Raw genomic sequence first — 17900 nt, 5'->3', positions numbered from 1 at the left:
ATATGAGAAATATATATATAACCTTTCTTTTTCTTATTTTCTGCTCAATGGCTTATGCTCAAGAGCAAGCAAAATATCGCGTCACATACGATTGTGATGCGCAGGTAGTAACAGGCAAGACCAATACTTACAGATGGACTCTTGATATAGGCGAGACTACCGCCGTATTTTATAATAACAACTACAGGTTGTACAGTAGTGAACTGGCTAAAGTGAAGGCACAAGGAGGCGACAATGCGATGATTGACCAACTGCCAGTAATTGGCGGAAAGTATTTCCCAAAGAATGATCTCCAGATTGTTGTTGGCTCTCCAGAGAAAGGGGAATACATTTATTACAAGCAGGTTCTCAACTCTGGATTGAAATATGTGGATGCGCTTCCCGTTATCGAATGGCAGTTGACAGACAGCACAAAGACCATCTGTGAATATGAATGCAAGCAGGCGGTTGGCTCCGTGTATGGCCGGACATGGACTGTATGGTATTCTATAGAGTTGCCTCTCAATTACGGTCCTTACATTCTTAATGGTTTGCCAGGATTGATTATGGCGGCAAGGGATTCGGAGGGCTTGTTTGATTTCAAAGCTGTTGGTGTAGAGAATGCTCCTGAGAATGCCTTGGTTTCGGTTTACAAAGAAGACAGCCACCAAAAGTGTACCCGAAAACGTTTCTTGCAACTGCGCTCAGAGTCAGAAGGAATCAATAAAGACCAACTTGTAGATAGAATTCTTAGTCAAACGACATCGGGTGAAAAAGTGATTGTTTATACTGTTTCTGGCACTGATGCAAAAGTCGATAACGAGGTTGAAGTGCCTAAATATAACCATTTGGATAAAGAATGAGAATTGCCGTTTTTATTTTACTTCTGCTAACAAACCTTTCTCTCTCTGCACAAACCTTCACAGGAAAGGTGAAGGGTAAGAAAGGAGAACTCTTGGTAGGTGCCTCGGTTGTGGCATCAACTGAGAGCAAGTCAACCGTGGCGTATTGTCTCACAAGCGATAAGGGTGAATATAAACTGACTATTCCTAAAGGGAAAAATCCTGCAAGCATAACGGTAAGTTATATTGGTTATCAGAAGAAGACAATGCCGTTTGCTGATTTGAAGGATGGCATGACTATCACGTTGACAGAAGGTGGCTTCAAGCTAAAGGAAGTAAAGATAAAAGCGGAGCGTATAAAGAGTACGGGAGACACGCTCACATATTCGGTTGCGGGTTTCCGCCAAGGACAGGACCGAAGCATAGCTGATGTAATAGCAAAGATGCCAGGTCTTGAAGTAAAAGCTGACGGCAAGGTGGAATACCAAGGAACACCTATCAATAAGTTCTATATAGAAGGACTTGACTTAATGGGGGCACAATATGGCGTTGCCAACCAAAACATCTCAGCTGATAAAATAAAGAGTGTGCAGGTGTTGGAGAATCATCAGTCGGTAAAGTCATTGCGTGGCGTAGCGTTTAGCGAGCAAGCTGCTCTCAACCTTGTATTGAAGGATGATGCCAAAGCTGTTTGGACGGGAACGGCTGACATTGGTCTTGGTTGTGGCGATGATTTTCTATACGACTGCCGACTAATGGGTATGCGTTTCAACAAGAAATATCAGACGCTTATGATGTACAAGAACAACAACATCGGCAAGCAACTCGATAATGAGGTGCTCGATCTTGCTGCATTGTTGAAGGGAAGAACTGGCTCTGAATCGGGCTTTCTCTCAATGATGTCGGTTGCAGCTCCCGACCTTGCAGACAACCGCTATACTTTCAACAATAGTCATCTTGTTGCCGGCAACTGGCTTTGGAAGACTGGCAAGGATTCGGAACTGCGTGTGCAAGGCAATGGATTTATTGACAAGACCGACATGCAGGACTATAGTTCATCCACCTATCTCACCCTTGCCGACATGCCAGTCATAGTTGAGGAGCAGAATGTCAGCAACACCCGAAGCGAATGGAAGGGTGAGGCTAATTATCAGTACAACGGCAGCAAGAGTTTCATCAAGAACAACCTTAAAGGTTATATTGACTTCAACAAGAGTGTCGGCACGATGATGTACAACGGACAACGCACCGACATGATGGTGAAGCCGCATAAGCGCACTATTACTGAGGATTTTCAGATGTCGCACACCACGGCAAAGGGCAACATATACAACATTGACAGTTATTGGACCTACAGCTATCTGCCAGGACAGTTGCTCACCATTGGAGGAATGACAGAACGGCTGAATCTCGGTTTCTTCTCCACGCAGAATGAAATGCAATATAAACTGAAAGTCGGCAGACACTATCTCAACAATGAATTGGGAGTGAACTACGACTATCAGAGCATTGGTGTGGCAATGGACGAGGAAGCGGAGAAGACTAATGTGTATCAGTTGCTTCGCACATATTGGTCTCCTTCAATGTCGTTCCTTTTCGGAAAGCACAGGATTGGAATAAAGTCGAAGGTAAGTTATGCCCGTCAGTCTTACCGTGAGTCAAGAAGCAATCATCTGTGGATAGACCCTTCGGCCAACTGGAATTGGAAGGCAACTGTTGTTTCTGAATTTTCGGCTAATGTTGGTTATGCTAATGCTCCATTGATGGGAAGATCAATCTGTGACACTCCTATCTTCACAAGTTATCGCACTCAGAAAGTGAATAGAGGTAAGACGGATGCCACTCACTCTCTTCATGCAACGGCAGCATATAAATACACCAATCCTGTGTCGGGACTGTTCTTTAATATTCGTCCTACATATAATAGAATGTCGGGAAACATCCTTTATGAGAGTGCGATGAATGGTAATATCTACACCACAACTGCTACAGACAAGGAATATGCCATGCAGACAATAGGCATTTCTGGTCGTGTAAGTAAATCGTTTGGATGGGCAAAGACACTTGTCGGTATTGGTGCCTCACACAACATCACAGATTATAGTATGCTTGTGTCGGGCATTGTGAATGATGCACGTATGAACACAACCGCCGTTTCGTTCGACTACTCATTGCGTCCAGCGAGATTTCTTTCTATTGAAGGAAAGTCAAATGTGAACATTTACAAGCAAAAGAACCTCACGTCTTCCAAACTCTCTTCCGACCCCACGACCGACTGGGAACATTTCCTTAAACTATATGTTTTCCCTGCCAAAGGATGGATGCTGAGCGTGAAGAACGAACTCTTCCATACCAACGACAAGAGCATCGGCATAAATCACTTTCTTGACCTTGCCATTGCCTACAAGGCTAAGCGTTGGGAGTTCTCTGTAACAGCAAACAACCTTATTGGTACTTCTGAGTTTGAACGAAGAACTCTTGGTAATACCATAGAGTCGTATAGCATAACCCGACTTCGTCCAAGAGAAGTGCTTGCAAAATGGAGTATGGATTTGTAACAACCGCAAAACACTTGGTCTTTATTTTAAGAATGAAAATATCGGACAAGCAAAGGCAATCTAAATAATGATTGCACTTTGCTTGACCGATATAATATAAGAAAAGCCTAAGTCTTCACTTTAAACTTTAATCGAAATACTGCCTCAAAGCCGACAGCAGTTCGTTGTTTTCGGTCTTTGAGCCTATGGTTATTCTCAGACAGTTGTCGCACAACATAACATTGGTGCGGTTTCTCACCACTATGGCTCTGTCTATCAGATAATTGTATATCTTTGTGGCATCCGATACCTTGGCAAGGAAGAAGTTTGCATCAGTAGGATACACTTTCTCGCATATAGGCAATTGCTTGAATGCCATCACCATGCGGTCGCGCTCACCAATAATGGTGCGAATCCACTTCTCCACCTCAAACGAGTCGGACAAGCGCTTCATGGCCAAATTTTGCGTAAGGTCGTTGACATTGTACGGATATTTCACCTTATTATATATATCGATGATATCCTTACTTGCAAACGCCATACCTAAACGAATAGCTGCACATCCCCATGCCTTGCTCATGGTATTGAGCACAATGATATTAGGAAACTCGGAAATGCGCGAACGCCATGAACGTGCCTTAGTAAAGTCAGAATAAGCCTCGTCTACAACGACAATGCCTTCAAACTGGCGCAACACCTTCTCCACCTCTTCCGCATTCATCAAGTTGCCAGTAGGATTGTTTGGCGAACAAATCCATATCAACTTAGTATTACCATTGCAAGCTGCAAGTATTGCATCTGCCGAAAGCTGATAGTTATCATCGAGCAACACCTTACGATATTCCACATTGTTGATGTCGGCACATACCTTGTACATACCGTAAGTAGGCTCTATCGCCACAACATTGTCAATACCCGGTCGACAGAAACAGCGATAAGCCAAATCTATCGTTTCGTCACTACCATTACCAAGGCACATATTCTCAACTGGAACACCCTTTATATGCGACAATTTCTCCTTGAGAGCAAGCTGCAAGGGGTCTGGATAGCGATTGTATGGAGAGTTGTATGGACTCTCGTTGGCATCAAGAAACACTCGAGCCTCCCTACCCTTAAACTCATCGCGGGCACAACTGTATGGTGCCAAGTTTAATATGTTAGGACGAACTAATTGGTTCAGAGTTTTCATTTCTTTTATTCTTTTATAACATCCCGCAAGCGCACGGTCATAGCATTCTTATGTGCGTCAAGACATTCGCTTGAAGCCATTACCTCCACTGCCCTTCCGATGGAGCGCACACCCTCGCTTGTTAGATGCTGGAATGTAACCTTACGATTAAAACTGTCAAGATTAACACCGTTGTATGCCATTGCATATCCATGTGTAGGAAGAGTATGGTTTGTACCACTGGCATAATCGCCAGCACTCTCGCAAGCATATTTACCAAGGAATACGCTACCGGCATTAATCACCTTGTCGGCAAGCTGCATATAATCGTCAGTTGCAATGATGAGGTGTTCGGGTGCATATGCGTTGCTAATTTGCATAGCATCGTCGGTATTGTGCACAAGTACAATCTTACTGTTGTCGAGTGTTTTTGCGGCTATATCGCGTCGCGGCAATACAGCAAGTTGCTTGTCTATCTCAACTCTCACCTTCTCCACCATATCGGCAGACGTGCTTATCAACAATACTTGTGAGTCTATGCCATGCTCGGCTTGCGACAACAAATCTGCAGCCACATATACAGGATTGCTACCAGCATCGGCTATAACACATACCTCCGATGGACCAGCAGGCATATCTATAGCCACATCATGAAGAGAGACTTGCTGCTTGGCAGCCATAACATACTGATTGCCTGGGCCAAATATCTTGTAGACCTTAGGCACTGACTCGGTGCCATAAGCCATAGCTCCGATAGCCTGTACACCACCTATCTTATATATAGCATTGACACCAGCTACCTTGGCAGCCGCCAATATAGCAGGATTTACATTACCTTGTTTGTCGGGAGGTGTGCAGAGCACTATATCTTTGCATCCGGCAATCTTGGCAGGTGTTGCAAGCATAAGAACAGTAGAGAACAAAGGAGCTGTGCCGCCTGGGATATACAAACCCACCTTCTCAATAGCCACACACTTCTGCCAGCAATCCACACCAGGTGCCGTCTCAACCTTTACACCTTCAAACCTTTGCGAGGCATGAAACTTAAAGATATTGTCATGAGCAAGCTCTATAGCCGACATAAGCTCAGGGTCTATCGAAGCACACGCTTCGTCTATCTCCAGTTGTGTAACAGCAAGCGAAGAAAGAGCCACGCCGTCAAACTTCTGCTCGTATCGCTTTACGGCTTCATCGCCATAAGCCTTGATGTCATCAAGCACCGACTTAACCACATCATTAAGCTTGGCCGTATCTATATGTGGACGTACCACAATATCGCCCCACTGGTCGACGGATGGATACTCGTATATCTTCATATATAAAGCGCTTTATATATACCTTATTATAATTATAATATCATCTTCTCTATAGGTGTGACAAGAATGCCTTGCGCACCGAGTTCCTTAAGCTTTCCTATGATGCCCCAGAAACGTTTCTCGTCAAGAACAGTATGTATAGAACACCATTGGTCGTCGGCAAGAGGAATGATTGTAGGGCTCTTTATACCTGGCAATACCTCAACAATCTCATTCAAATTGGCTTTCGGAACATTCATCATGACATACTTCTTGTCTACTGCCGAACGTACAGCCTCGAATCGGAATAACATCTCGTTGAGAATCTGATGCTTGTCATCATCAAGATTCCAGTTGCCAACGAGCAATGCCTCACTCTGTGTTACTATCTCCACCTCACGCAAGTTGTTGCTTACAAGTGTGCTGCCCGAGCTTACAATATCAAATATTCCATCTGCCATGCCGATACCCGGACTAATCTCCACACTACCAGTAATGACATGTATGTCGGCCTTTATATCATGCTCTCTAAGATACTTGCCCAAAATATTGGGGTAAGACGTAGCGATGCGCTTGTCGTCAAACCAATGAGGACCTGTGTATTTCACTTCTTTAGGAATGGCAAGCGAAAGACGACACTTGCTAAAACCAAGATGCGACAGAATCTGCACATTCTCGCCACGCTCCATATACTCGTTCTGACCGACAACACCAATGTCGGCTACACCAGAAGCTACACATTGCGGGATATCGTCATCGCGCAAGAAAAGTACCTCGAGTGGAAAATTAGGCGATTGTGCAATAAGGGTGCGTTTGCTTGAACTAACTTTGATATCTGCTTCTGAAAGCAAATTCATTGTGTCGTCGTAAAGACGTCCTTTTGACTGTACTGCTATTCTTAACATGCCTTTTAGATATTATTATGATTAATAATTCACGCAAAAGTAACTTTTTTTTATGTATTGTGCAAGAATTGTTGTACTTTTGTAAGCCATTCAATAAAGAATATATGCGATTTAGATATTTATACGTCTTATTTTACATTTTATGCATAATGGGATGCACCGAGAAAAAGAGCCAAGAGTTTACTCCATGGGGCACTCCATTAGATCAGGAACAGACTCCGATAAACAAGAATTTCAGTCTGAGCGACATACAAGAAAGCGGCGAGCTTATTATGCTTACCATGAGTGGACCCGACACCTACTTCGACTATCACGGCATGGGCATGGGCACTCAATATCTTATCTGCGAGAAGTATGCCCAACACCTCGGCGTGTCGCTGCGTGTAGAGACATGCAAGACAAAAGCAGAAATGCTGAAACGACTGGATAATGGCGACGCCGACATCATTGTATACCAAATGCCGAAGAACGAGAAAGGTACACTGCCATGTGGATATGCGGTAGACTCTTTAAACACAGCATGGGCAGTCAACACCCAATCGGCCGAGCTTGCCGACTCTATCAACTCGTGGTACGATCCTAAAATAGTGGCTTCGATACGTCGAGAGGAGCAACTGCGCTATTCGATACAAAGCATACACCGACGCACCTATGCACCTATGCTTAACGCAAAAGCCGGTGTGATATCCAAATATGACATGCTGTTTATGCGATATGCACCTATGGCACGTTGGGACTGGAGACTGCTTGCAGCACAATGTTATCAAGAGTCGTGCTTCGACCCTAAGGCCTACTCATGGGCTGGTGCACGCGGACTAATGCAGATTATGCCAGCAACTGCGGCACAAATAGGATTGCCCGAATCGAAGATGTACGACCCAGAAGAAAACATATATGCCGCTGTGCGATATATTATAAAGTTAACATCACACTTTCAGGATATACGCGATCCACGTGAGCGCCAGCTGTTTGTACTTGGAAGCTACAACGGAGGATTCTTTCATATACGCGATGCTATGGCACTTGCCAAGAAAAACGGCAAGAACCAATACCGATGGGATGACGTTGCAGAGTATGTGCTAAAGCTCAGTACACCACAATATTACAATGACCCAGTTGTAAAGTATGGATATATGCGTGGACAAGAAACATACACATATGTAAGCCGCATACGCGATAGATGGGCCCAATATCGAGGCGTAGCACGTGGCAGCATAGGCGCACCCGGCATAGGATTGGGCTTTACTCCTGGCGGAGACGAGCCACACAAAGCGCACAAAAAGCATCGATTTAAGCTATAAACGGCGCATACTTTAGTTAAAAAATAATAAAAACAACAATAACACAGCAACGCAAGAGGTCCGAAGACACATAATACAAGAAAATATGAGTACCTTTGCACCTCGAATTATTCAATTAACATAAAGTCTAACTTTATTAATTTAAATTTTTAACTTTTATAAATTTTATGTCAGATTTAAAGAACGTACAGCCATTGGCAGACTTCAACTGGGACGAGTTTGAGAATGGTAGCAGCTTGGAAGTAAGCAAGCAGGAGCTTGAGAAGGCTTATGACGAGACTCTTAACAAGGTATCAGAGCATCAGGTTGTTGAGGGTACCGTAATCTCTATCGACAAGAAAGAGGTAATCGTAAACATCGGCTACAAGAGCGACGGCATCATCCCTGCTTCTGAGTTCCGTTACAACCCAGACCTCAAGATTGGCGACAAGGTAGAGGTTTACGTTGAGAACCAGGAGGACAAGAAGGGTCAGCTTGTTCTTTCTCACAAGAAGGCTCGCCTCAGCAAGAGCTGGGATCTCGTTAACGCAGCTCTCGAGAATGAGGAGGTTATCCAGGGCTACATCAAGTGCCGCACTAAGGGTGGTATGATTGTTGATGTATTCGGTATTGAGGCATTCCTCCCAGGAAGCCAGATCGACGTTCATCCTATACGCGACTACGACGTATTCGTAGGCAAGACAATGGAGTTCAAGGTTGTTAAGATCAACCAGGAGTTCCGCAATGTGGTTGTTTCTCACAAGGCTCTTATCGAGGCCGAGCTCGAGGCTCAGAAGAAGGAAATCATCTCTAAGCTTGAGAAGGGTCAGATCCTCGAGGGTACTGTTAAGAACATCACTTCTTACGGTGTATTCGTTGACCTCGGTGGTGTTGACGGACTCATCCACATCACAGACCTCTCTTGGGGCCGCGTAAGCGATCCACACGAGGTTGTTGCTCTCGACCAGAAGATCAACGTTGTTATCCTCGACTTCGATGACGAGAAGAAGCGTATCGCTCTTGGTCTCAAGCAGCTTACTCCACACCCATGGGATGCTCTTGACGAGAACCTCAAGGTAGGCGACCACGTTAAGGGTAAGGTTGTTGTTATCGCTGATTACGGTGCATTCGTAGAGATTGCTCCTGGTGTTGAGGGTCTTATCCACGTTTCAGAGATGAGCTGGAGCCAGCACCTCCGTTCAGCACAGGACTTCTTGCACGTAGGTGACGAGGTTGAGGCAGTTATCCTTACACTCGACCGTGCAGAGCGTAAGATGTCTCTCGGTATCAAGCAGCTTAAGGAAGATCCTTGGGAGGAAATCGAGGTTAAGTATCCTGTAGGCAGCAAGCACACAGCTAAGGTACGCAACTTCACTAACTTCGGTATCTTCGTAGAGCTCGAAGAGGGTGTTGACGGCCTCATCCACATCTCAGACCTTTCTTGGACAAAGAAGGTAAAGCATCCTTCAGAGTTCACACAGGTTGGTGCAAACATCGATGTTGTTGTTCTCGAGATAGACAAGGAGAACCGTCGTCTCAGCCTTGGACACAAGCAGCTTGAGGAGAATCCTTGGGACAAGTACGAGGAGATCTATACTCCTGGTTCAATTCACACAGGCAAGATTACTGAAATGATGGACAAGGGCGCTGTTATCACTCTGAACGAGGGTGGTGAGGGCTTCGCTACTCCTAAGCACCTCGTTAAGGAGGATGGCACACAGGCACAGCTTGGTGAGGAGCTCGAGTTCAAGGTAATCGAGTTTGTTAAGGAGACAAAGCGTATCATCCTTTCTCACAGCCGCACATTCGAGGCTGGCAAGGAAGAGAAGCCAGTTCGCAAGCACCCTGTTAAGAAGGAGGCCGCTCCTGCTATCAACAATGTAGCTGCTACAACAACTCTTGGCGACCTTGATACTCTCGCAGCATTGAAGGCTAAGATGGAGAAGGGCGAGTAATTAAATCGCACTAATTCATAACATATAATAAAAAAAGGATGCAAGTATCTTTTGATATTTGCATCCTTTTTTTATTATTTTTATTGACAAGGCTTATATACCGAGAGGCGTTCTCTTATTTTGGCTGCCCTATCGGCAGAAAGCGGCGGTACACCATCAAGTTGGTATTGCAGTCCAAGCTTCTCGTACTTGTATTCTCCAAGTGTGTGATAAGGCAGAATCTCCATTCTCTCTACACAATCATACTGTGCTGCATGCTTGCCCAATCGGTCAAGCCACTCATCATTATCGGTAACACCAGGTACAACAACGTGGCGTATCCATGTTGGAATATGGCGTTGCTCAAGAATATCAAGAAACTTAAGGTTGTTGGTTTGACTAACACCAGTAAGTCGAGGATATAACTCTGGGTCCATAGTCTTTATATCAAGAAGCACCAGGTCGGTGTTGTCAAGCACCTTTTGTATGCGCTCTGATATATATGCGCCACTTGTATCAAGAGCCGTGTGCAATCCCTCTTCGTGACAAAGGCGAAAGAATTCTGCCACAAAATCGGCTTGCATCAAAGGTTCGCCACCCGAAACAGTAACCCCACCGCTCTTTATAAACGAACGATAACGCACTACCTCGTCACGCAATTGTTGCGGCGTAAATTCGTACTGGCATTTGGCATTGGCGTCCCATGTATCTGGGTTATGACAAAATTGGCATCGCAAAGGACAACCTTGCATAAACACCACAAAACGGACACCTGGACCGTCAACTGTACCGAACGACTCAAAAGAATGTATACGTCCAATCATCTGTTTTTGCACAAAGTTAGCTACAAAAACAACAATATGCAAGTGTTTGCACGCTTTCTTGATTTTTATTTTGTAAATTTGCATAAACAATAATAGATATATGAGCAACTTTCATTCCAACCGTCTAAATGACGACAACGACTATAGGCGTGAAGAACTAATACGCAAGATAGAATATGCTGTAGAACGCATGACTCTTAAGGAGCTTGAGGCATTGTCGTACGACATGTTTACGAAAGGCTATATAGAAGAATGCTAAATAAACTATTAGAAAATTAAGTTATAAACAAAATACCAACCTAAAATTTCACAAATGGCAACAGTAGACGATAAGAAGATTATCTTCTCGATGGTGGGTGTGTCGAAAATAATCCCACAAAACCGTAAACAGATATTAAAGGATATTTATCTGTCCTTCTTCTATGGCGCAAAGATTGGTATCATCGGATTGAATGGTGCCGGTAAGTCGACATTGATGAAAATAATAGCCGGAATAGAACAACCAACTCAAGGCGAGGTTGTTTGGAGTCCTGGCTACAGTGTAGGCTATCTGCCTCAGGACCCTCCTCTTGACGAGTCAAATACAGTTAAGGAGAATGTAATGGAAGGCGTTCAACAGGCATACGACGCACTGAAGGAATACGAAGAGATTAATGAGAAGTTCGGTCTTGAGGAGTATTATGGCGACCCCGACAAGATGGACAAACTAATGCAGCGTCAATCGGAAGTGCAGGATATCATAGATGCAACCGATGCTTGGAATATGGATTCTAAGCTCGACCGTGCTATGGCAGCATTGCGTTGTCCTAATGGCGATCTGCCTGTTACACATCTATCTGGTGGCGAGCGTCGCCGTGTAGCTTTGTGTCGTCTATTGCTTCAAAAGCCTGATGTATTGCTTCTTGATGAGCCTACCAACCACCTTGATGCCGAGAGTATAGACTGGTTGGAGCAGCACCTTCAGCAATACGAAGGCACAGTTATAGCTGTAACACACGACCGCTACTTCCTTGACGATGTAAGCGAATGGATATTGGAGCTTGACCGTGGCGAGGGAATTCCTTGGCATGGCAACTATTCTTCTTGGCTTGAGCAGAAGACCACACGTATGATGCAGGAAGAGAAGCAGGCATCTAAGCGCCGCAAGGCTCTTGAGCGCGAGCTTGAATGGGCACACATGGCTCCTAAGGCACGCCAGGCAAAGGGTAAGGCACGTCTTAACGCATATGAGCAGATGCTTGGTCAGGAACAGAAGGAACGTGAGGAGAAGCTTGAGATATTCATCCCTAACGGTCCGCGTCTTGGTAATAAGGTTATTGAGGCACAGCATGTAAAGAAGGCATTTGGCGACAAAGTGCTCTTCAACGACCTCAACTTCATGCTTCCTCCTAACGGCATTGTAGGTGTTATAGGTCCTAACGGTGCAGGCAAGACTACCCTATTCCGCATGATTATGGGTCTTGAACAAGCTGACGGTGGAACATTCGAGGTTGGCGAGACTGTGAAGCTTGCATACGTAGACCAGCAGCATAAGGATATCGACCCAAAGAAGTCGGTTTACGAGACAATATCTCAGGGTAATGAGACAATACGTATGGGCGGACGCGATGTAAATGCACGTGCTTACATCTCTCGTTTCAACTTTGCCGGTACCGACCAGTCAAAACTATGCGAGACTCTTTCTGGTGGTGAGCGCAACCGTTTGCAATTGGCTCTTGCCCTTAAGCAAGAAGGCAATGTTTTGTTGCTCGACGAGCCTACTAACGACATCGATGTAAACACATTGCGAGCATTAGAGGAAGGTCTTGAAGGATTTGCAGGTTGTGCTGTAGTTATCAGCCACGACCGTTGGTTCCTCGACCGTATCTGTACCCATATCCTCGCATTCGAGGGCAATGGCGAAGTATTCTTCTTTGAGGGCAGCTATTCCGACTACGAAATAAACAAGGCACGCCGCCTTGGCAATGAGGAGATAAAGAAGGGACGCTATCGCAAACTGATGGACGACTAAAAGACCGTCTGGTATATTAAAAACAAAAAGAGGGTGTGTCAAGACACACCCTCTTTTTTTGTAGTACGCTCGGCATGAGCATTGTCTAACGGGTGAAAGTCCCGAGCAAGCCCTAATAGCGGGAATTGCATAGTCAAAGGCAAGGGTGTTCATCGCGAGATGAAATCTGAAGGAAGCCCAAGACAAACATCTGACCTAACGGACAGAAACTTCATATAAGGCATGTGACCGTGGGTGAGGTTGCTATTCAAACCAAAGCCCAATAGCTATTCGGAACGGTCGGTGTAAATGAAGTAGGTATAAGATGGAAAGACAACGCCCTTATCCGAGGAGGTCTCACGGACGCTTCAAATAGTTGTTTTTACGAAAGAAGTGGAGTAAAGCTTGCCGTGAGAAGTCAGCAGACGTCATAGTAGTGCAACAATCGATAACGTTGCACGAAGGGCTGAACCTAACAATTAAACGATAGTAATTGAAACATACCTTATGAAGGAAAGAATGCAGAAAACATTATCCCAAGTTAATGGCTGCCCCCAAAGAAATAGGTCGGAAACCGAATGGTATGGGGGAGTGCAGACCTTCATGTGGATGTGTGAAGACAACATCGTGGAAGTACCATTCGACAAGGAACACCTTTTCGAGCAAATTCTTAGTCCCACAAATCTCAATCGAGCATACAAAGCAGTTATGAGAAACAAGGGCTGTGGTGGTATCGACAAGATGTCGTGCGAGCAATTGTTCCCATGGCTCCTGACCAATAAGGATGAACTCACCCGTTCCTTGATGGACGGTTCTTACCGTCCGAACCCAGTAAAAAGGGTAGAAATACCCAAGGACAATGGCAAGATGCGCCTGTTGGGAATACCTACAGTAGTAGACCGTCTGGTGCAACAAGCCATCAACCAAGTATTGACTCCCATCTATGAGAACCAATTCTCCAAGACGAGCTACGGCTTCCGTCCGAGAAGAGGATGCCATGACGCACTACGAGGAGCGCGAAGGATAGTCAACGAAGGCTACATATATGTAGTCGACCTTGACCTTGAACGCTTCTTCGACACGGTGAGCCATAGCAAACTCATAGAAATCCTCAGCCGTACGATAAAAGACGGCAGAGTGGTCAGTCTTATACACAAATATCTCCGAAGTGGTGTAATGAACAAAGGTTTGTTTGAAGCGAGCGAGGAAGGAACTCCCCAAGGCGGTCCGCTAAGTCCATTGTTGAGTAACATAATGCTCAACGAATTGGACAAGGAACTTGAACGCAGAGAACTCCCCTTTGTGCGCTATGCCGATGACTCGATGATATTCTGCAAGTCCAAAAGGGCTGCAATGCGAGTGAAGGAGTCTATAACCCGATTTATAGAGAATACTCTATATCTCAAAGTCAACAAGGAAAAGACCGTAGTGTCGTATGTGCGCGGAGTGAAATACCTCGGCTACTCCTTTTATGTGATGAAAGGCGAATGCCAACTCACGGTGCACCCAAAGTCCAAAGCCAAGATGAAGTCAAGGTTGAAAGAACTGACAAACCGCAGCAATGGATGGGGATATGCCAAGAGAAAGCAGAAGCTGAAAGAATACATACGAGGTTGGGTCGGCTATTATCACTTTGCCAATATGAAGCGTCTCTTGCTTGTAACAGACGAATGGTTAAGACGTAGAATACGCATGTGTATATGGAAAGCTTGGAAGAAAGTCAAGACAAAAGTGGCAAACCTCATTAGATGCGGTATCAATAAATACCAAGCATACGAATGGGGTAACACTCGCAAGGGCTATTGGCGAATAGCTGACAGCCCTGTTCTAAAAAGGGCGATAGATAACAATAAACTACGCTCCGCAGGGTATGCTACTTTAATGGAGGCGTATCTCGAATGGTATCCAAAATAGGAACCGCCGTATGCGGAACCGCACGTACGGTGGTGTGAGAGGTCGGAAAACGAAAGTAGGAAGAAAACTGCTTCGTTTTCCTCCTACTCGATTATTTACAGCACACAAGCCCTGCGACTTGCGTGCTTTGTTATGTTTTATTCAACAGAATATATATTTACATACCCTGATTGATTGTACGTGACAATACGTCAAGCTGTTGTTCGCGTGTAAGCTTAACGAAGTTCACGGCATAACCGCTGACACGGATAGTGAGCTGCGGATACTTCTCTGGATGCTCCATAGCATCAAGAAGCAGATTACGGTCGAACACGTTAACATTGATATGCTGTCCACCAGTAGGTGTAAAGTAACCATCGAGCAACGACACGAGGTTAGCCGACTGCATATCCTTAGTCTTACCAAGAGCCGAAGGAGCAACAGCGAATGTGTAAGATATACCATCGCGTGAGTGCTGGAACGGAAGCTTGGCAACCGAAGCAAGTGCAGCAACAGCACCCTTAACGTCGCGTGCGTTCATAGGATTAGCACCTGGAGCAAACGGAACACCTTTCTCACGACCGTCAGGTGTAGCACCTGTATTACGACCATACACTACGTTAGAAGTGATGGTAAGCAAGCTCTGTGTAGGAACAGCATCACGATAGGTACGATGCTGACGCAGATACTCCATAAACTTCTCTGTAATATCTACAGCAATAGCATCTGTCTCGTCGCAGTTGTTGCCAAACGGAGTATATTCGCCCTCCTCTATCTTATAATCAACTGCCAATCCCGATTCATCACGAATGATGCGAATCTTGCAATGCTGCATAGCTGCAATAGAGTCGGCTACGATAGACAATCCTGCAATACCAGTTGCACGTGTACGTTCCACATCACCATCATGCAATGACATCTCGAATGCCTCGTAGTCATACTTGTCGTGCATGTAGTGGATAATCTTCAGAGCGTTGACATAAGTCTTGGCAAGCCAGCGCATCATCTGCTCAAACTTAGGCATAAACTCCTCGTAGCTGAGATAGTCGCCTGTGATAGGAGCAAAGCGAGGACCAATCTGCTCGCCCGACATCTCGTCACGTCCGCCGTTGATAGCATAAAGCATACACTTTGCAAGGTTGGCACGGGCACCAAAGAACTGCATCTGCTTGCCAATCTTCATTGGTGAAACACAGCATGCAATACCATAGTCGTCGCCAAGGTCGGCACGCATAAGGTCATCGTTCTCGTACTGAATAGCGCTGGTATCGATGCTCACCTTTGCACAATACTTCTTCCACGACTCAGGCAAACGCTCGCTCCAAAGCACAGTAAGGTTTGGCTCAGGCGAAGGACCCATATTGTATAGAGTATGGAGGAAACGATAATCGGTCTTTGTTACCATTGAACGGCCATCGATACCCATACCACCAATAGATGCAGTAGCCCATATTGGGTCGCCAGAGAAGAGGTCGTTGTACTCAGGAGTGCGAAGGAAGCGTACAATACGCAGCTTCATAATCATCTGGTCGATAAGTTCCTGTGCCTCCTGTTCTGTAAGAGTGCCATTCTTCAAATCACGCTGAATATAGACATCAAGGAATGCACAAACACGGCCAAGTGACATAGCTGCACCATCCTGATCCTTTACAGCTCCAAGATAGCCAAAGTATGTCCACTGTACAGCCTCGCGAGCATTTGTAGCCGGACGTGTTACATCAAATCCGTAAGCAGCACACATGCGCTCAAATTGCTTAAGAGCCTGTATCTGCTCTGATATCTCCTCGCGATGACGTACAATCTCCTCGGTAAATTCCTGAATATCGATACGCTTGAAGTAACGCTTCTTCTCCTCTATAAGGTTGGCTGTACCATAAAGAGCAATACGACGATAGTCGCCGATAATACGGCCACGTCCGTATGCGTCGGGCAGACCTGTAATGATATGGGCATGACGTGCAGCCTTTATGTCGTCGTTATAAGCAGAGAACACACCCTCGTTGTGGGTCTTGCGATACTTAGTAAAGATAGTCTTTGTAGCAGGGTCAAGCTCGTAGCCATACGACTTCAAAGCCTTCTCTACCATACGTATACCACCCTTCGGGAATATGCCACGCTTCAATGGCTCATCGGTCTGCAAACCTACAATAACCTCACTATCCTTGTCTATATATCCAGCTCCATAAGTATCGATGCTCTGAGGCATCTTAGTCTCGGCATCATATACACCCTTCTCGCGCTCCACCTCAAACATCTTCGATAGAACATCCCAGAGATGAAGAGTACGCTCGGTAGGACCTACGAGAAAGCTCTCGTCGCCATCGTATGCCTCATAGTTAGCCTGAATGAAATCACGCACATCGATTTCGCGTTTCCAATTAGAACCTTTGAAATCGTTTTGCAAATTTTGAAGAATCATAAAATTTGTGGTTTTAAATATATTAATATTAGTGTGTAATCATTTGCAAAGATACTCTTATTTCTCTACTTACGCAAGAAAACCTAACACTTAAGCATAAAAATCATCATTTGTTTGTAGTGGTTAAGTGCGTAGAAGCCGTTTTCTAATTATTTTTTTGTAATTTTGTACACATTATTTAATTATGCGTATTTATAAACATATTTTATTTAGAATAGTACAATATATATGAACATAACAAAATCAGAATTTACAATATCATCAGCTACGGTGAGCCAATGCCCTAAGGACACCAAGCCCGAGTTTGCATTCATCGGCCGCTCAAATGTTGGCAAGTCGAGCCTCATCAATATGCTGTGCAACCACAAAGGTCTGGCAAAAACCTCTGCGACACCTGGCAAGACTTTGCTTATAAACCATTTCATCATTAATAATGACTGGTATCTTGTAGACCTTCCTGGTTACGGATTTGCCAAGCGCTCGAAGACTGTGCAGAAGAAGCTCGACCAGATGATTACGTCGTATATATTGCAACGCAAGCAGCTTGTCAACACATTTGTGCTGATAGACATACGACACGACCCGATGAAGATAGACACCGACTTCATCAACTGGTTAGGCGAAAGCCAAGTTCCTTTCTCTATAATATTCACTAAAGCCGACAAACTTGGCCCCGTACGCGCAAAGCAGAATGCCGCCAAATGGATGAATTCGCTTAAGGAACAATGGGAGGAACTGCCACCCTACTTCATCACAAGCTCGGAGAAAAAGACTGGCCGAGACGAGGTGCTCGACTATATTGAAAACATTCTGAAGGACATAGAACAGGAATAA

At 45.0% G+C, this 17900-nt stretch carries 13 protein-coding genes; 8 read left to right on the top strand and 5 right to left on the bottom strand.

The annotated features are described in order from the left end of the window. Positions 1–2 precede the first annotated feature (2 nt). A complete protein-coding gene (locus C9991_RS09060) occupies positions 3–842 on the top strand; it encodes a GLPGLI family protein (RefSeq protein WP_106812232.1) in 840 nt (279 codons plus the stop codon). Continuing rightward, positions 839–3379, top strand: a complete 2541-nt coding sequence (locus C9991_RS09055) for a carboxypeptidase regulatory-like domain-containing protein (RefSeq protein ID WP_106812231.1) — start codon at positions 839–841, stop codon at positions 3377–3379. Before C9991_RS09060 ends, C9991_RS09055 begins: the two co-directional genes overlap by 4 nt. A 127-nt stretch (positions 3380–3506) precedes the next feature. Here the strand turns inward: C9991_RS09055 and hisC are convergent, their stop codons facing one another. Genes hisC through hisG form a run of 3 tightly spaced genes read right to left on the bottom strand, consistent with a single transcriptional unit; the run spans position 3507 to position 6726 of the window. Next, complete coding sequence (gene hisC, locus C9991_RS09050) at positions 3507–4547, bottom strand: histidinol-phosphate transaminase (protein ID WP_106812230.1); 1041 nt, start codon at positions 4545–4547, stop codon at positions 3507–3509. Positions 4548–4552: 5 nt separating this feature from the next. Beyond that, entirely contained in the window at positions 4553–5842 is a 1290-nt protein-coding gene (hisD, locus tag C9991_RS09045; RefSeq protein WP_106812229.1) for a histidinol dehydrogenase, read from the bottom strand. Between the two features lie 32 nt (positions 5843–5874). Continuing rightward, the gene (gene hisG, locus C9991_RS09040) at positions 5875–6726 is read right to left on the bottom strand and encodes an ATP phosphoribosyltransferase (RefSeq protein WP_106812228.1); all 852 of its coding nucleotides are present in this window, start codon (positions 6724–6726) and stop codon (positions 5875–5877) included. 104 nt (positions 6727–6830) lie between these two features. On the opposite strand from hisG, the gene C9991_RS09035 reads away from it, so the two are divergent. Beyond that, positions 6831–8027, top strand: coding sequence for an MltF family protein (locus C9991_RS09035; RefSeq protein WP_106812227.1), 1197 nt, complete (start codon positions 6831–6833; stop codon positions 8025–8027). 167 nt (positions 8028–8194) lie between these two features. After that, on the top strand, positions 8195–9961 hold the full coding sequence (gene rpsA, locus C9991_RS09030) for a 30S ribosomal protein S1 (protein WP_106812226.1): 1767 nt from the start codon (positions 8195–8197) through the stop codon (positions 9959–9961). An 80-nt stretch (positions 9962–10041) separates the two neighbouring features. Here the strand turns inward: rpsA and pflA are convergent, their stop codons facing one another. Further along, positions 10042–10764: a pyruvate formate-lyase-activating protein gene (gene pflA, locus C9991_RS09025; protein WP_106812794.1), complete on the bottom strand. Its 723-nt coding sequence runs from the start codon at positions 10762–10764 to the stop codon at positions 10042–10044. 100 nt (positions 10765–10864) lie between these two features. Between pflA and C9991_RS16860 the strand changes: the two genes are divergently transcribed. From C9991_RS16860 to ltrA, 3 genes are all read left to right on the top strand, one after another. Next, the gene (locus tag C9991_RS16860; RefSeq protein ID WP_198643772.1) at positions 10865–11023 is read left to right on the top strand and encodes a hypothetical protein; all 159 of its coding nucleotides are present in this window, start codon (positions 10865–10867) and stop codon (positions 11021–11023) included. 54 nt (positions 11024–11077) lie between these two features. After that, on the top strand, positions 11078–12775 hold the full coding sequence (gene ettA, locus C9991_RS09020) for an energy-dependent translational throttle protein EttA (protein ID WP_106812225.1): 1698 nt from the start codon (positions 11078–11080) through the stop codon (positions 12773–12775). Positions 12776–13261: 486 nt separating this feature from the next. After that, entirely contained in the window at positions 13262–14668 is a 1407-nt protein-coding gene (gene ltrA, locus C9991_RS09015) for a group II intron reverse transcriptase/maturase (protein WP_106810824.1), read from the top strand. A 157-nt stretch (positions 14669–14825) separates the two neighbouring features. On the opposite strand, the gene pflB is transcribed toward ltrA, so the two are convergent. Then, positions 14826–17066, bottom strand: coding sequence for a formate C-acetyltransferase (pflB, locus tag C9991_RS09010; RefSeq protein ID WP_106812224.1), 2241 nt, complete (start codon positions 17064–17066; stop codon positions 14826–14828). Positions 17067–17294: 228 nt separating this feature from the next. On the opposite strand from pflB, the gene yihA reads away from it, so the two are divergent. Continuing rightward, the gene (gene yihA / locus C9991_RS09005) at positions 17295–17900 is read left to right on the top strand and encodes a ribosome biogenesis GTP-binding protein YihA/YsxC (RefSeq protein WP_106812223.1); all 606 of its coding nucleotides are present in this window, start codon (positions 17295–17297) and stop codon (positions 17898–17900) included.

This window comes from Prevotella merdae (assembly GCF_900290275.1).
GTDB classification, from domain to species: Bacteria; Bacteroidota; Bacteroidia; order Bacteroidales; family Bacteroidaceae; genus Prevotella; species Prevotella merdae.
The sequence above is the reverse complement of the archived record's forward strand: the minus strand, read 5'-3'. Positions and strand labels throughout refer to the sequence as shown.

Coding starts and splice junctions, on each gene's coding strand:
- C9991_RS09060 (WP_106812232.1), top strand. CDS start 3: ATGAGAAATATATATATAACCTTTCTTTTTCTTATTTTCTGCTCAATG.
- C9991_RS09055 (WP_106812231.1), top strand. CDS start 839: ATGAGAATTGCCGTTTTTATTTTACTTCTGCTAACAAACCTTTCTCTC.
- hisC (WP_106812230.1), bottom strand. CDS start 4,547: ATGAAAACTCTGAACCAATTAGTTCGTCCTAACATATTAAACTTGGCA.
- hisD (WP_106812229.1), bottom strand. CDS start 5,842: ATGAAGATATACGAGTATCCATCCGTCGACCAGTGGGGCGATATTGTG.
- hisG (WP_106812228.1), bottom strand. CDS start 6,726: ATGTTAAGAATAGCAGTACAGTCAAAAGGACGTCTTTACGACGACACA.
- C9991_RS09035 (WP_106812227.1), top strand. CDS start 6,831: ATGCGATTTAGATATTTATACGTCTTATTTTACATTTTATGCATAATG.
- rpsA (WP_106812226.1), top strand. CDS start 8,195: ATGTCAGATTTAAAGAACGTACAGCCATTGGCAGACTTCAACTGGGAC.
- pflA (WP_106812794.1), bottom strand. CDS start 10,764: ATGATTGGACGTATACATTCTTTTGAGTCGTTCGGTACAGTTGACGGT.
- C9991_RS16860 (WP_198643772.1), top strand. CDS start 10,865: ATGAGCAACTTTCATTCCAACCGTCTAAATGACGACAACGACTATAGG.
- ettA (WP_106812225.1), top strand. CDS start 11,078: ATGGCAACAGTAGACGATAAGAAGATTATCTTCTCGATGGTGGGTGTG.
- ltrA (WP_106810824.1), top strand. CDS start 13,262: ATGAAGGAAAGAATGCAGAAAACATTATCCCAAGTTAATGGCTGCCCC.
- pflB (WP_106812224.1), bottom strand. CDS start 17,066: ATGATTCTTCAAAATTTGCAAAACGATTTCAAAGGTTCTAATTGGAAA.
- yihA (WP_106812223.1), top strand. CDS start 17,295: ATGAACATAACAAAATCAGAATTTACAATATCATCAGCTACGGTGAGC.